This is a genomic window from uncultured Zhongshania sp., assembly GCF_963975605.1.
GTDB lineage: Bacteria > Pseudomonadota > Gammaproteobacteria > Pseudomonadales > Spongiibacteraceae > Spongiibacter > Spongiibacter aquimaris.
Genome location: NZ_CAXBHN010000001.1, coordinates 429,760 through 442,484, shown reverse-complemented (window position 1 = coordinate 442,484; position 12,725 = coordinate 429,760). Strand labels below are relative to the sequence as shown.

Sequence of the window (12,725 nt, the reverse complement as noted above, 5' to 3'; positions counted from 1 at the left end):
TTTTTCGGCACTTAGCCTGATCAAGCTGCATTGTGAAGATCTACCAATTGCACTACATCGCCACGCAAGCGCTTAAGAAGTTGATCTCGACGCAAATCGTATTGACTAATAGCCGCTTCTTTTACATGGCCAAAGCCGCGCACGTCGTCTACTAAGCCAAACAATTCGATGGCAAGCTCAAGGTTAGTTTTGTCGAGCCTAGCTAAAACACTATCTATTTGCTGAACAAACTCGGCCAACAAAGCCCGCTCAGCTTTGCGCTCGGCGGTGTAAGAAAACACATCCCACCGTGTACCGCGCAAGCCTTTGAGTTTTGCTAGTACTTTAAACACCGTAAACATGCCGCTTGAAAATACCCGTTTCACCGGATGGCCATCAGCACCTGTTTTTGCGAGCAAGGGCGGCGCCATATGGAATTGCAGCTTGTAGTCACCTTCAAATGCGTCGTTGAGTTTTTTCAAGAATTCGCCGTCGGTGTACAGGCGCGCCACTTCGTACTCATCTTTATAGGCCATCAATTTATGCAATGACTTAGCAATCACCAGCGAAAGCTGCCCTGCGCTGCCGTTAATCTCTTCGTCTTTTGACTTAACAGAAGTCAAAATATCTAAATACTTATCCGCGTAATTTTTATCTTGGTACTTCACTAAATGGTCATAGCGATATTGAATAATATCGTCAACGTCATTCAGCGGTGACCAATGTTCTACGGGAACGCCAGCGGCTTGTCGCACCGCATCGATATCGTGCGCCGCGCGACGGCCCCACAAAAACGCCTGCTTATTAAACTCAGTCGCCACGCCATTCAACTCAATGGCACGATCGATGGCATCGAAACTGACCGGCACATAACCCAGCTGGAAGGCATAACCCAGCATAAAGAAATTGCTCGCCACGGTGTCACCCAGCAAATGGCCAGCTAACTCAGTGGCGTCGACAAAGCTCACTTTGCCTTCACCGACTTCTTCCACAATGAGCCGCTTCATAGACTCGGTCGGGAATACCGCATCGCGATTATAAATAAACTCCGCTGTCGTCATTTCGGTATCATTTACCACAGCGACGGTTCGCTCTAGATTTACCTTAGCGATCGCTTCGTCGGATGCCGATACCACCAAATCACAACCCAAAAGCAAGTCGGCATCGCCCGCCGGTATCCGCACCGCATTAATATCATCCTGACTATTGGCCACGCGCAAATAGCTCACCACAGGGCCAAATTTTTGCGCAAGTCCTGTTTGGTTCATCGTCGCGCATCCCTTCCCTTCAATATGCGCAGCCATGGCCAATACCGCAGTAATGGTCAGTACACCGGTGCCACCAACCCCGGTAACCACCAAGTTCCAAGGATGCGTTATGGCCGGTAAAATCGGCATTGGAATGAGGGCAAAACCGTCAGCCGCGACCGCGGTATTTTTCCGCGGCGACCCACCGATCACCGATACAAAACTTGGGCAAAAACCATTCACACAGGAATAGTCTTTATTGCAAGCACTTTGGTCGATTTGACGTTTGCGACCAAACTCAGTTTCCTTTGGCAGCACCGACAGGCAATTAGATTTTTTACCGCAGTCGCCACAACCTTCGCAGACCGCGTCATTGATAAAAATACGGCGATTGGGATCAACCATCGTGCCCTTTTTACGACGGCGACGCTTTTCAGCCGCACAGGTTTGTTCGAATATAAGTACCGATGTGCCAGCGACATCCTTCAGTTCGTTTTCAATGGTCAGCAAATCATCGCGATGACTAATGGTGAAGCCATCCTTTTGCGGCCAACTGTAATTCTCAGGATGATCTGACACCAAAGCAATGCGCTTAATACCTTCGCCACGCAATTGCAGAATAAGTTGTTCTACCGTTAATGAGCCATCTAGAGGCTGGCCGCCCGTCATGGCAACAGCGTCGTTGTACAGAATTTTGTAAGTGATATTGACGCCGGCGGCAACGGACTGTCGAATAGCTAAACTACCGGAATGGAAATACGTACCATCGCCCAAATTTTGGAATACGTGTTTGTTTTCGGTAAACGCGGCCTGGCCTACCCACGTCACGCCTTCGCCACCCATTTGGGTAAAAGTCGTCGCTGGACGTGTGGGCATCCACGTACTCATATAATGGCAACCGATTCCTCCCAGCGCGACGCTGCCCTCAGGCACCACGGTCGAGGAGTTATGTGGACAACCAGAACAGAAATGCGGTGTGCGATTGATGATGCCATTCTTATTGGCAATGGATTGCTCTTTCTGATCGTAAAACCTAAGGCGCTTTTCTATCTCGTCGCTTTTATAAAAACGGCGAATACGCGCCGCAATCGCACGCGCCACCATGGCGGGAGTTAGCTCGCTTAAATTTGGTAGCAAGTCCTTACCTTGCTCGTCAAACTCGCCAATAACACGGGGGCGCTCTGACACCGGCCAGTTGTACAACTGCCCGGTAATTTGATCTTCAATGATGGAGCGCTTCTCTTCCACCACTAAAATCTCCTCTAAACCCGAGGCAAATTCGTGGGTGGTCAATGGCTCTAAAGGCCAGGGCATGCCAATTTTGTAGACCCGCAAGCCGATAGCGGCGGCATGTTGTTTGTCTATTCCCAAGTCTTCCAGGGCTTGCAACACATCGAGGTAAGCCTTGCCACTGGTCGCAATACCCAAGCGCGCCTTGGGGCTGTCGATCACAATTCGGTTCAAATTATTGGCGCGGGCAAATGCGCGCGCAGCATAAATTTTGTACTTGTTTAGTCTCAGCTCCTGGGCCAAGGGGGTATCTGGCCAGCGTGCATGCACACCGTCTTCCGGCATCATAAAGTCTTCCGGCAGTACAATATTTACACGACGGGCGTCGATCTCAGCAGAGATCGCCGAATCCATGTTTTCGGTAATGGCTTTTAGGCCCACCCAGCAGCCAGAATAGCGCGATAACTCCCAGCCATAGATGCCCAAATCTAATACTTCCTGCACATTGGACGGCGCCAGCACGGGAATAGATGCCCCCATAAACATATGTTCGGACTGGTGCGGTAAGGTTGAAGACTTAGCCGCGTGGTCGTCGCCAGCCACCGCCAACACACCACCAAATTTAGACGTACCCACGGCATTTGCGTGCTTGATCACGTCCATGCTGCGGTCCACACCCGGGCCCTTGCCATACCACATACCAAATACGCCGTCGTATTTGGCGTTCGGGAATAAGCCAACCTCTTGGCTACCACGCACGGCGGTGGCCGCCAAGTCCTCATTCACGCCCGGAACAAAGTGAATATTATGCTTATCTAGGTATTTCTTGGCCTTCCACATGGCCTGGTCAACACCGCCCAAAGGGGAGCCCCGATACCCTGAAATAAAACCCGCAGTATTTAACCCACGCTCTACGTCGCGCTGATGCTGGAGCATAGGCAGACGCACCAACGCCTCAATACCCGTCATATAGGCACGGGTATGATCCAAGCTATACTTATCATCCAATGAGATTTTAAGGGCATGTTCTGACAAAGGCATAGCTGTTGTTCTCCGACAATGGCTAACAAACGTTTAAACACAAGCTTATATTTTACGCGCGGAATTTATTATTTTTTAATGCACGAAAGCGGCGATAAAATGCATTTTTTAGACCTAAATAACGACAAAAACATATGATTTAATGCAGAACATTGAATTATATAGCTATTATCATCACCTTATTCTTATGCAGCGATAATCTATACAGAGCGCTTTGACGCCATCATGGCCAAAAACAACTCCGCCGTTGCCAACGCATCGCTCATGGCATTATGAGGGGGGTATTCTGGTAGATTATAACGCTTCCGGCATTGTCCTAAGCGCAGCTCGCCGGAGCGAATTATCGGCTGCCGAGAATCCAGTCGTTTTCTTTCCACGGTGAGAGTATCAACGAATGGCATTAGCAATCTCGCGCCATGTAAACGAACACACCATTGATCCAAAAACGCCATATCCATGGCAGCACAATGAAAGATGAGCACTCGCCCTTTTAGCGCTTCGAAAAACAATGGCATCACCTCACTAACGGATAGAGCCTCGCCCAAATCACAGTCACGGATATGATGAAAGGTCGCACTGTGACCAACGCTATCATTGGTGCTTAATAAATAATGGGCGGCTTGGCCCATATCAATCTGGCCGTTTTCAAGGGGAACCCAGGCAATACTCACCACCTCTCCCTCGTCGGGATTCAATGCCGTGGTTTCCAAATCTACCGCTAAATAGCGATTTTCGTGATACTGGCCTAGCCGAACTTTATTGCTGCTCTGCCACAATGTCTGCAGCGTGGCGTCTGCCTGTCGGCGATGCCAGTATTGACGCAGGCGCAGGCTTAACATCTATTTAGCTCTGGGCCGCGCATTAATCCAGACCCTGCAAATAACTAAGACGAATAGACGCTTGGGCGTCATGAACAATTTTAAACGCGTCGCGAAGATTCACCTTACTCAACTTTGACAGCATTCGCGGATCGCAGTAGTTATTTACCTCTTCTCCCGCCGCAAGTTGCTTTGCCTGTAAATCAATTCTTAGCCTGGAAATAAGAGCAAACGCATCTTGCAAACTTTCCACGTCACTGCTCACCATCACTTTGCGCTCACCGAGCTCGCGCAATCTATCCACAGTGCTAACAGCGCCAATGCCGTTAGCCAACGCCCGCAATCTAACCAGTTCAATAACGGGAAGCGCGCCACGCTTTTTAAGATTAAGTTGATCGCGATATTCGCCATTTCTCTCAACAACAAAGCGTCGTAATATTCCCAAGGGCGGCGAAGTCTGCAACACATTTCGCGCCAAGGCTGCCAGAAATATACTGTTGCGTTGGGTGTGACTCAGCATATGTTTTTGGAGCTTACGGGCTAATTGATCAGGCCCCCAAATCGCTCGTAGATCAAAGAAAATACTCACCCGCATCACGGCATCGGGGGTTGGACTTTCCATCCAACGATCCACGATCTTCATCCACGATGCCAAGGTCTGCCGCCATTCAGCCGTTTTAGCCATAACGTCACCGGGGCAGTATATATAGCCGCAGGCATCCAGTCCGTCGCACACAAAATCGGCAAGCTGACTAAACCACTGCATATCTTCATCATTGGCATTGTCGGCAATCAGCAAACCGTTATCTTGATCGCCCCCTAACAACTGCTCGCCCCGAGCTTGAGAGCCAAAACTAAGCCAGCAAAATTCGGCCGGCGCAGGTCCTAGTTTCTGTATTGCCAACTCTATTAAGCGCCGCGTTACGGTTTCACTAACCATATTACTCAAGTGGCTAATATGATTGGCGGGGATACCCGTATTTGCCCAATGCTGGAACAATCTGGGCAGGCGTTTTTGCTGCAGACTTAAACTAGTAATATCAAATTGTCGTGACAGTCGCTGAACAAAGAATACTGGGTCTTCTTCTCTGGCCAGAGAAATATCTGAGGCGGTAACAATACCAAGCGCGCAGCCATCTTCGGCAACAGGTAGATGATGAATACCATAACGCGTCATCATAACCACGCAGTCAAACAAACTTAACGCTGGTGATACCGTATTGGGATCAGCCGTCATCACATGATGAATAGGCAAGGCACCACTCAGGCCGGGGGCCACACACCGCGAACGCAAATCTCGATCGGTGACAATGCCCACTAATTTTCCAGACTCTACCACCAGCGCCGAAGACACGCGCTTATCGCTCATTTGCTGCGCCACAACTTGGATACTGGATTCCGGATCAACCTGTAAAAGCGCGGTGCTCATCCAGTCTCGAACGGGTTGCATTAACAGGGTTGCAGCGTCGGGATGATCTTCGGCGCGGCGCAAACGCAAACTCGCCTGAACTTCAAAAAAACGGTTAAACTGACGATGATGACCGCAGAGATATTGATAGAACTCCTCAGGTAGGCGGTAGCTAAGACAGTCTTCCACCACCCTGATAACACTGTCTTCGCTGCCGTCTCGCGACTCCTTTAAGCGAAAGCCGTCGCCCTCTTCAACGCGCTGTAAAAGCGTGCCCCGGTCATCAAAAATATCAACCACGCCGCTTCGTAATACATACAAGCCTTCGCCGTCTTTATTAGGTAAAAAACGATGTTTACGGGGGAAGTAACTCACCTTAATATTGCGAGCACAGTTCTCTAAGTCTTCAGGAGACAGCTCATCAAATAGCAAACATTGCGCGAGAAATTCAACGATAACGGCAGTTTCAGGACTCAGGTTTTGATTCACGTCATCCTTCCCCAAATAACGGCAACAACATGTTCAGACAGCAATATCAGGTCTTAAGCTAGCCCAGAAATCAGACAAGTCCCGCTTAGTTGTTAACGGAATGTCGAAAGTCTTGGCCGTAACCAGTTTCATAGTGGGTAAAAATCAAGCCACTACTGCCGTAGTAATAATTATCACCGGCGGCAACCACTACCCTTATTTCGGTCTTATTCTGATCATCAAGAAGGACAAGCCATTCCTTGCCATCCCCAGCGGTTGCCATCATATCGCTGGGCAGACCGTCGACATCATCTTCATCAGCCAGTGAAACCTTGGCGTCTTGCAAGGGGAAATCTGAAACCATGCGCAATGACAGCACGCCCTCGCTGGGCCGATCTGCATGAATCACTATTTTGAAATTACCATTAGTCAAAATACATTTCCCGCTTTCATAGCGACACTTTGAACCTGAAACCAGTGGATAGGTCTCGCCCTTTACGGGTGGCAAAGCGGGTTCAGTCACCCAAAAGTCAACCGCGAAATACGCCAGGATGGAAAGGATAGGCGTGATAATCATCGCTGCGATAAAGTGTTTATTAGTTAACATTATTTTTCATCCTAGGGTTTGAACATCGTCAAACTCAAGAAAACACGACGGCCCACACAGGCCGCCGCTAGCTCCTTTACTTCGTTTTAGTGGTCCTGGGCAGCCTCAACACCAACTGGCACCCGGATGAACTCCACTAAATCTTGCACGTCTTGTGGAGGCGCTTTAGTCACAGCCGATACCGCAAAGGCTACTGCGAAATTGACAACCGCACCTACTGCGCCAAACGCATTGGGCTCAATACCAAAGAACCAGTTCTCTTTCATATCACCAAGGAAGGCGGTACTGGCAACAAACATAATGCCCTTGTGTTGAAAAACGTAGAACAAGGTTACGCCTATACCGGCAACCATCCCCGCGATTGCACCTTCTTTGCTGATACGGCGATTAAAGATACCCATCATCAACACTGGGAAGATGGAAGACGCTGCCAAGCCAAAGGCCAAGGCGACCGTCCCGGCGGCAAAGTCGGGCGGATTAAACCCCAGATACCCCGCTACACCTATCGCACCCGCCATCGCAATCCGACTCGCCAGCAGCTCAGCTTTTTCGGAGATATCCGGCATCATCACCCCCTTCAGCAAATCATGGGATATTGCCGACGCAATCGCCAACAGTAAGCCAGCTGCGGTAGATAATGCTGCTGCAAGACCACCTGCTGCCACCAATGCAATCACCCAGTTCGGTAATTTAGCGATCTCGGGGTTAGCAAGCACAATGATATCTCTATCTAAGGTGACCATCTCATTGCTTGTCGCATCCGGAGTATATTGAATATAGCCGTCGCCATTTTTATCTTCAAATGCCAGCAGCCCAGTTTTCTCCCAGTTTTTAAACCATTGTGGACGTTCTGCATATTCCAAACTCTCGGCAGAACCAGGCTGGTTGATGGTGTTGTGAAGATTCAAACGCGCCATGGCCGCAACCGCTGGAGCAGTGGTGTATAGCAAGGCGATAAAGATCAAAGCCCAACCCGCAGACGTCCGCGCATCTTTCACCTTAGGTACCGTGAAGAAACGGATAATAACGTGAGGAAGACCCGCCGTACCGATCATCAACGACAAGGTATACATGAACATGTTCAGCGTACTGCCACGCACATGGTTAGTGTAATCAGAAAAGCCTATCTCAGTAACAACCTGATCAAGTCGATCCAGCAGATACACATCTGTACCGCTAATGGTACTACCCATACCCAGCTGAGGAATCGGGTTACCGGTTAGGTTTAAGGAGATAAACACCGCCGGAATGGTGTAGGCAAGAATGAGTACACAATACTGCGCAATCTGGGTATACGTGATGCCCTTCATCCCGCCGACAACAGCGTAGATAAAGACAATCGTCATCCCAACCAGTAAACCCACCTCATAGCTCACTTCCAGGAAACGGGAAAATGCGACCCCAACCCCCTTCATCTGACCAATAACGTAGGTTACCGAAATAATAATAAGGCAAACCACTGCTACCATGCGCGCGGTGTTGGAGTAAAAGCGATCACCGATAAATTCGGGCACTGTAAACTTGCCGTATTTACGCAGGTAGGGCGCTAAAAACATCGCCAGTAATACGAAACCACCGGTCCACCCCATCAGGAAAACCGAACCACCATAGCCCATGTAAGCAATCAGCCCAGCCATCGAAATAAACGACGCCGCACTCATCCAGTCAGCCGCTGTGGCCATACCGTTAGCAATGGGGTGAACACCGCCACCCGCCACGTAAAATTCTTTGGTGGAGCCCGCTCGAGCCCAAATCGCAATACCAATGTAGATCGCAAAGGTAAAGCCCACCACAATATATGTCAGAGTTTGTAATTCCATGGTGTCAGTCCTCAGCTCTCGTCATCAACGCCGTATTTACGGTCGAGTTTGCCCATTTTCGATGCGTACACGAAGGTGAGCACCACAAAAACGTATATAGAACCCTGTTGCGCAAACCAGAAGCCCACCTTAAAACCACCGATCCGAAATTGATTGAGGGTATCGACAAACAGGATCCCGCAACCGAAGGACACGATGAACCAGATAATTGAGAGCACGAACATCAGCCTGACATTTTCTCGCCAGTAAGCTTTGGCCATCTCTTTGGATTTAAACGCCATGATTCTTCTCCTTCTTGTTATTTGTAAAACTGACAGGCCAAGTATGCCTGCCAGCGCTGCTTAGCTTCCATTGGACTTTAGTCGCCCTATTAAAAATCATACTTCACACTGAACTGCAGCCGATCGAGATCACCGCTGTCGTCACCGTTCACAGGAGCCTCTATATTTTTAGTGGCGTGAATAAATTCGGCGCCCAGAGTAAGTGCCTTAACGGGGCTGTATAAAAGATTGCCATGAACGCTTTCATAGGAGGACGCCGTAGTGCCAGCGACTTGATCGGGGTTATCTGCAGACGAGGCTGATAGCACAAAGGTGCTACGCCACTTATCGGTCCAAAAATGACGGTAGGAAACAAAGCCACCCACTTGATCGATAAGCTCAATATCACCCTGATCGTTTATCACGCCGTCGCGATAACTTTGTATACCTAGGTAGCGCCCCAGCGCATCACCGGCATTCAACTGCAGTTTGATATCATCGGCGCCCAGTTTCCATATCGCAGCAAAACTAAGGCCGTAACCTATTTCACTATCATCGCCGCTAATGTTCACTGCCATGCTATTGCTGAAGTCCTGCTTGTAGGCGATCTCCCGAACCAATGCTGCCAAGCTATAGGAAACATTCCCCGTACTGACGTTATAGCGCAACACTATATCGGGCAGGGCATTATTATCATAAGCACTAGCACCCGCAGCTGAACCTGCCGCGCCGTAGAGACCGCTTGATGGATTTTCAACTGCAAACATCAACGAACGCCCGTCGCTTAAACCATGAGTCCAGCGGACCTGGGACTGACGCTCAAACAAGGTGCCAACCGGTCCAACAAAATCCAGGGTTTCAGGGAGGGTGGAAACATTAAAGAACGTAGACCAAGTCTGACCAGCAAGCAGTGAGCTATTTTCATCATACTGCCAGTTAACGAAGGCGTGACGAACTCGGGTCACCGATGAGTTGCTGATACGTTCGTCGCCAATCTGATTGACGCCAAAATCCATTTCCAAATGACTGGATATATTACCCGCCTCTGTAGGCGTAACGGTCTTAAACCAAATCCGTGAATGGCGCGCCTGCATATCAAAATTGGCGTCGCCAGATTCGCCGCCAACAGGGATAGTAGATGGCACTAAAAAATCGTCGCCAACCGTCGATGTCGGCCGCTCGCCACCGCTAAACTTACTGGCCAAGGCATCCAGTTTGATATAGCCGCCAAAGCTATAGGTGGTTTTCCCCAATGACTTTTCTTCCTTTTGCGTTTGGGTGTCTGCAAGCGCGGCTTCTAATCTAGCCACCCGCTCCTCTAGGGTTTCAGCAGATGCTGACATTGTAGAAAGGCTAAGCGGTAAAGCCGCCAATATCGACGTTAAGGCAAGAAGTCGTCGTTGCTTGTTATTATCTTTCATTGGTTTCGCTCCCGTTGGAATTTGATCATGCCTAGTGTTTATAGGCCGAGAACGGCTTGCTGAGTATTAGCCATTAGTCATGTGTAGACTAAAGTCTAAGAAACTTTCGCTCATTTACGAGCCTCAGTTTCAATCCACTTTTAATCGGTCGCTCGACTAAGGTCTAATTTCTATTGGCTACTGCTTAGGGAATACTTCCAACAAAATAAAGGAGGATATGTGATGTCATCAACCCGCTACCCAGTGATAGAAGCCGTTCGCAAGCAAGCTAATCTCAGCGCAGAGCAGTACGAAGCGATGTACCAGCAATCGATAACTGACCCAGATACCTTCTGGGCAGAGATTGCTAAACGTATTGATTGGAATCACTTCCCCACTAAAATCAAAAACACTAATTTTGACAAAGACAATCTCGATATCCGCTGGTTTGAAGATGGCCAGCTCAACGCCAGCCACAACTGCCTAGACCGGCATATCGCAAAACAGGGTGATAAAATAGCACTCGCATGGGAAGCCGACAGCGAGAACGAAGCTAGCCGCAAGTACAGCTATCAACAACTGCTCGACGAAGTCTGTAAGCTCGCCAACGGCCTCAAATCACTGGGCATCAAAAAAGGCGATATCGTTACGCTTTATATGCCCATGGTGCCTGAGGCGACCATTGCCATGCTGGCCTGCGCCCGCATTGGTGCGGTTCACTCGGTGGTTTTTGGTGGTTTTTCACCTGAGGCCCTAGCGGGAAGAATTAGCGACGGCAAATCAAAACTGGTTATTACTGCCGATGCCGGACGGCGTGGAGGCAAAAGCGTCCCCCTCAAACACAATGTGGATGATGCCCTAGCACTATGCAAAGCAGATTTCGTGCAAGCCGTATTGGTTCTCCGTCACACCAACGATGAAGTAAATTGGTATCCGAAGCGAGACGTGGAGTACCACACCCTGGTTGACGGTCAGTCAACTACCTGTGCCGCAGAAAATATGAATGCCGAGGATCCGCTGTTTGTCCTGTACACCTCTGGCTCAACCGGCCAGCCAAAAGGCGTTGTACATACCACCGGCGGCTATCTGGTTTACACGTCCCTAAGTCACCATTATATATTCGACCACAAAGCCGATGACACCTACTGGTGTATGGCTGATATCGGCTGGATCACTGGCCACAGCTATGCCGTGTATGGACCCCTGTTGAACGGCGCAAGCTGCGTGATGTATGAAGGTGTGCCCAACTATCCCGATGCCGGTCGCCTAGGCCGTATTATTGACAAACATCAGGTCAATGTTCTTTATACCGCCCCGACAGTCATCCGCGCACTTATGGCAACAGCTGACGAAGCACTGGCAGGTAATCACAGAAATTCACTGCGCTTACTTGGTACTGCCGGCGAGCCCATTAATCCAGAATCTTGGATATGGTTCTTTGAAAAATTCGGTAACGGCCGCTGTCCCATAATGGACACCTGGTGGCAAACCGAAACCGGCGGCGTGATGCTCACGCCACTGCCCGGTGTTACTGAATTAAAACCCGGTTCGGCCACCAAGCCCTTCTTTGGAATTCAACCCGCACTGCTAGACAACGAGGGCAAGGTTCTGACTGGGGCCACCAACGGCAATCTGGTTATCTGTGATAGCTGGCCAGGCCAGATGCGCAGCATCCTTGGCGATCATCAGCGCTTTGCCGACACCTATTTTTCTAGCTTTGCAGGTAACTACTTCAGCAGCGACGGAGCTCGCCGCGATGAAGATGGCGACTACTGGATTACCGGTAGGGTAGATGATGTGTTAAATGTATCGGGACACCGCATGGGAACCGCAGAGCTAGAAAGCGCTTTGGCTGGGCATCCGGCGGTTGCCGAAGCCGCCGTAGTGGGCTTCCCTCACAATATAAAAGGTGAAGGCATCTACATCTATGTGACCTTGGTAGAAGGTCAGCACAGCAGTGCTGAACTCCTTACCGAGCTGCGTCAGACACTGCGCACCGAAATCGGCCCGATTGCCTCCCCCGATGTGATTCAGTGGGCCGACGATCTACCGAAAACACGTTCCGGTAAAATTATGCGCCGCATTCTTCGCAAAATTGCCGCCGACGATTACGACAGCCTGGGCGATATTTCTACCTTAGCTGATCCGTCAGTGGTCGCCCGATTAATAGATGAGCGGCGTGCAATTTTAGGCAACGAGGTATCATAGAGGCTGAAAGGATATTAGCCGCTGAGCTATCTAGCTTAGCGGATAGCACCCATCGACAGCGGTGTGGATCATTAAAGTGCAGCGCACTACTCTGGTTTGAAAAATGACATTTGCTATAAGCTTGCCCCGCCAGTCGGGGCTTTTTTATACTCGATGCATCAAAATAATAAAACAGCTGAGAGATATCACGGAGCTTGTCGCTACTCGCTCGTCCGCACCTTGAATTAACTAGCCACACC

The 12,725-nt window shown here is 49.7% G+C and carries 8 protein-coding genes; 1 reads left to right on the top strand and 7 read right to left on the bottom strand.

The window, feature by feature from the left end; translation table 11 throughout:
• Positions 1 to 20: 20 nt before the first annotated feature.
• The 7 genes from AAC007_RS01860 to AAC007_RS01830 form a co-directional block, all read right to left on the bottom strand.
• On the bottom strand, positions 21 to 3,497 hold the full coding sequence (locus tag AAC007_RS01860; protein WP_339674397.1) for an indolepyruvate ferredoxin oxidoreductase family protein: 3,477 nt from the start codon (positions 3,495 to 3,497) through the stop codon (positions 21 to 23).
• Positions 3,498 to 3,697: 200 nt separating this feature from the next.
• A complete protein-coding gene (locus AAC007_RS01855) occupies positions 3,698 to 4,336 on the bottom strand; it encodes an exonuclease domain-containing protein (RefSeq protein ID WP_295877754.1) in 639 nt (212 codons plus the stop codon).
• Positions 4,337 to 4,358: 22 nt separating this feature from the next.
• Positions 4,359 to 6,212, bottom strand: coding sequence for a DUF294 nucleotidyltransferase-like domain-containing protein (locus AAC007_RS01850; RefSeq protein ID WP_339674395.1), 1,854 nt, complete (start codon positions 6,210 to 6,212; stop codon positions 4,359 to 4,361).
• Between the two features lie 85 nt (positions 6,213 to 6,297).
• Positions 6,298 to 6,798 (bottom strand): hypothetical protein, encoded by a 501-nt coding sequence (locus AAC007_RS01845; RefSeq protein WP_295877756.1) that lies wholly within the window; start codon positions 6,796 to 6,798, stop codon positions 6,298 to 6,300.
• Between the two features lie 86 nt (positions 6,799 to 6,884).
• Positions 6,885 to 8,618 carry a sodium:solute symporter family protein gene (locus tag AAC007_RS01840; RefSeq protein WP_295877757.1) on the bottom strand — a complete coding sequence of 578 codons (1,734 nt, stop codon included), beginning with the start codon at positions 8,616 to 8,618 and terminating at the stop codon, positions 6,885 to 6,887.
• An 11-nt stretch (positions 8,619 to 8,629) separates the two neighbouring features.
• Entirely contained in the window at positions 8,630 to 8,899 is a 270-nt protein-coding gene (locus tag AAC007_RS01835) for a DUF4212 domain-containing protein (RefSeq protein ID WP_295877758.1), read from the bottom strand.
• An 89-nt stretch (positions 8,900 to 8,988) separates the two neighbouring features.
• Complete coding sequence (locus AAC007_RS01830) at positions 8,989 to 10,299, bottom strand: DcaP family trimeric outer membrane transporter (protein WP_296434421.1); 1,311 nt, start codon at positions 10,297 to 10,299, stop codon at positions 8,989 to 8,991.
• A gap of 222 nt (positions 10,300 to 10,521) precedes the next feature.
• Here AAC007_RS01830 and acs point away from each other — a divergent pair, with 222 nt between their 5' ends.
• Positions 10,522 to 12,486 (top strand): acetate--CoA ligase, encoded by a 1,965-nt coding sequence (gene acs / locus AAC007_RS01825; RefSeq protein WP_295877774.1) that lies wholly within the window; start codon positions 10,522 to 10,524, stop codon positions 12,484 to 12,486.
• Positions 12,487 to 12,725 lie beyond the last annotated feature (239 nt).

Bases quoted from the DNA above. Each gene is read 5' to 3' on its own strand.
- acs (WP_295877774.1), top strand. From the start codon at position 10,522: ATGTCATCAACCCGCTACCCAGTGATAGAAGCCGTTCGCAAGCAAGCT.
- AAC007_RS01845 (WP_295877756.1), bottom strand. From the start codon at position 6,798: ATGTTAACTAATAAACACTTTATCGCAGCGATGATTATCACGCCTATC.
- AAC007_RS01835 (WP_295877758.1), bottom strand. From the start codon at position 8,899: ATGGCGTTTAAATCCAAAGAGATGGCCAAAGCTTACTGGCGAGAAAAT.
- AAC007_RS01860 (WP_339674397.1), bottom strand. From the start codon at position 3,497: ATGCCTTTGTCAGAACATGCCCTTAAAATCTCATTGGATGATAAGTAT.
- AAC007_RS01855 (WP_295877754.1), bottom strand. From the start codon at position 4,336: ATGTTAAGCCTGCGCCTGCGTCAATACTGGCATCGCCGACAGGCAGAC.
- AAC007_RS01840 (WP_295877757.1), bottom strand. From the start codon at position 8,618: ATGGAATTACAAACTCTGACATATATTGTGGTGGGCTTTACCTTTGCG.
- AAC007_RS01830 (WP_296434421.1), bottom strand. From the start codon at position 10,299: ATGAAAGATAATAACAAGCAACGACGACTTCTTGCCTTAACGTCGATA.